This window comes from Mesorhizobium sp. M7A.F.Ca.CA.001.08.2.1, assembly GCF_003998455.1.
Lineage (GTDB): Bacteria > Pseudomonadota > Alphaproteobacteria > Rhizobiales > Rhizobiaceae > Mesorhizobium > Mesorhizobium ciceri.
On sequence record NZ_RZPW01000758.1, the window covers coordinates 1 to 2,867 of the forward strand.

1 protein-coding gene and 1 pseudogene are annotated in these 2,867 nt (G+C 61.5%); both read left to right on the forward strand.

The features are described 5' to 3' along the window. Window positions 1-207, forward strand: a pseudogene (locus tag EN914_RS30320) (UTP--glucose-1-phosphate uridylyltransferase); the annotation flags it as partial. A 235-nt stretch (window positions 208-442) separates the two neighbouring features. Then, the gene (locus EN914_RS30325) at window positions 443-2,830 is read left to right on the forward strand and encodes a polysaccharide biosynthesis tyrosine autokinase (RefSeq protein WP_024501825.1); all 2,388 of its coding nucleotides are present in this window, start codon (window positions 443-445) and stop codon (window positions 2,828-2,830) included. Window positions 2,831-2,867: the final 37 nt, after the last annotated feature.

Consider the following 2,867-nt stretch of genomic DNA (forward strand, 5'->3'; position numbering starts at 1 on the left):
CTGACGGATGCCATGGTTCGTCTGTCGAAGGATCAGCCGTTCTTCGCCCAGCCTTTTCTCGGCCGCATGTTCGACTGTGGTTCCAAGGAAGGGTTCATCCAGGCCAACATCGCCTTCGCGCTGGCGCGCGACGACATGAAGGGTCCGGTTTTCGAGATGCTTCAGGAGTTCGTCCGGTCGCATGAACGCCAGGAAGAAGCCGCATAATGCCCATCTTTCGGGAGTATCGTCAGATGGCTGGCGAAGAGGGGCCGGCAGGTTCTCTCCGTCTGGCACGACGCTTGCATTGCTCTGGCGATGCTCCCGATCTTCGAGGCGCCTGCAAGCCAAGGCATGATCCCTGAAAGTGGGTCCCGGTTTCCGGAAAAGATCATGTTGAAACAGTAAGATAGAGCCAATTGCGATCAATCGGAATAGGACCGGCTCTAGAATTGGACCGAAGATGAATTATGCCAACTTTCCTCTCGACAAGAGGATGCCATTGCCGAATTCGGACGCAGGAGACGGCGAAGACTTCATCGATATCGAGCGGCTGCTTGGCATGGCCGCACGGCAGGCCAAGGTGGTTGCCGTGTGTGCCGTCATCGGTCTCTTCCTGGGCCTGCTCTATTTGCAGACAACGCCGCCCAAATATCAGTCGATCGCCAGCGTGCTGATTGACGAGGGCTTGAACAAGATCGTCGACGACATTTCGGCGACGTCGACAACCATGCAGACCGATTCCGCCATCCTGAGCCAGATCGAGATCCTGACCTCGACGCGGCTTGCCGCCGTGGTCGTCGACAAGCTGAAGCTCGACCAGAACGACACGTTCATGAATCCGCCCCAGTCGGCGCTTGCCCAAGGCATAGGCCTCATCCGCGGCCTGATCCAGTATGTCCGCCCCAGCTCTTCCATGCCGGGTGGCGCTGACTTCAGCAAGCTCGACCCGGCCGCCCGCGATGCGCTGATCGCCACGTCGCGCCGCGACTACGCGATCCTCAAGCTGCAGAACGAGATCCGGGCGGAACGCGTCGGCCGAAGCTACGTCATCGCGCTCGGCTATCAGGCGACGGATCCGGCCTTGGCAAACGCCATCACCAAGGCCTATGCCGATGCCTATCTCGCCGATCAGCTCGATGCCAGCTTCGATGCCACCGAGCGGGCTGCGGTCTGGCTGCAGGGCCGGTTGACGGAGTTGCGCCAGAGCTCGCAGGCAGCTTCGCTCGCAGTTGAGAAATTCAGGGCCGAACATGGGCTGGCCGCCAACAGCGATGGCCAGCTGATGAGCGACAAGCAGCTTTCCGACCTCAACGCCCAGCTTATCGTGGCGCAGGCCGACACCGCACGAGCCAGCGCCCGCTACCAGCAGTACAAGGCCATCGTCGACAGCGGCTCCGAAAACGCTTTCAAGGATGCCGCCATATCGAGCGACCAGCCAAGCAGCTCGGTCATATCGGCGCTCAAGACCCGCTACCTCACGGTGGCCAAGCGGCTGCAGGACGTTGAGGCGAATTTCGGCCCCGAGCACCCGCAGGCGGTGGCTCTCTCCAAGGAGAAGGCCGACATATCGACGCAGATTTTCGGCGAGCTGAAGCAGCTGACCGAAAGCTATCGCAACGAATATGAGGTGGCGCAGGCACGCGAGACCGCGCTCAGGGCCAACGTCGCGGCCGCGCAAGGCAAGAGCTCCGTCGACAACCAGACGCAAGTCAAGCTGCGTGAACTCGATCAGCAGGCGACGGCGCTCACCACGCTCTATCAGACATTCCTGGGTCGTTACGAGGAAGCCGCGCAGCAGCAATCCTTCCCGGTCGGCAAGATCCGCATCATCTCCGACGCGTCGATGCCGATGACGGCCTCAAGCCCGCGCACCATCGTCGTGCTCGGACTTTCGCTGGTGCTTGGCCTGCTGATGGGCGCCGGCTTTGGTGGCCTGAACGAGTTCAACGAACGCTTCTTCAGGACCGGCGAGGACGTGCGCGACCGCGTCAACCTCAAATTCCTCGGCTACCTGCCGACGATCGGCGGCAAGCTCGGCAAGGAAGAAAAGCCGGGCGAGACCCAGGTGGACGCCAAGACCACCCAATCGCTGTCTTCAGCCGAAAAGCGGGCGCGCATGCGGGTCAGCATCGATTCTCCAGCCTCGATGTTCTCCGAAACGCTGCGCAGCGCCAAGATCGCCTTCGACGTCGTGATGGAAGGGCAAGGCAGCCGCGTCATCGGCATCATCTCGGTGCTTCCCGGCGAGGGCAAGTCGACGGTCGCGGCAAATCTCGCCGGCTTGCTTGCCGCCAATGGCTCCAAGACGCTGCTGATCGACGGCGACTTGCGCAATCCCGGCCTCAGCCGAGGCCTTGGCATGGAAACCGAGCAGGGCTTGATGGAAGCGGTGGTCGGCGGCCAGACCTGGCAGTCCGTCGGCAAGATCGACAGGCAGACGAAGCTGGCGATCATCCCGGCGGTGCTGCGCGGTCACTTCTCGCATACCAGCGAACTTCTCTCCTCGGCCGGCATGCGGCGCTTCATCGAGAACGCCAAGGAGACGTTCGAATACATCGTCGTCGATCTGCCGCCGCTCGGACCGGTGGTCGACGCCAAGGCCTTCGCGCCATTGGTCGACGGTTTTGTACTGGTCACCGAGTGGGGGCGCACCCCGCGCGCGATGGTCAGGTCGATGCTGGAATCCGAACCCTATGTCGCCAACAAGATCGTCGGCGCGGTGCTGAACAAGGTCGATTTGAAGAAACTGGCCAAATACGGCTCGTTCGGCGGTTCGGAAAAATTCTTCGATAAATATTCGAGCTACTATCTGGAAAAGTCGGAAGTGCGCGGCAAGGCGCCGGTCTGACGTCGACCGTTGCGCGAGTGGGTCCACTCTGAAGGGT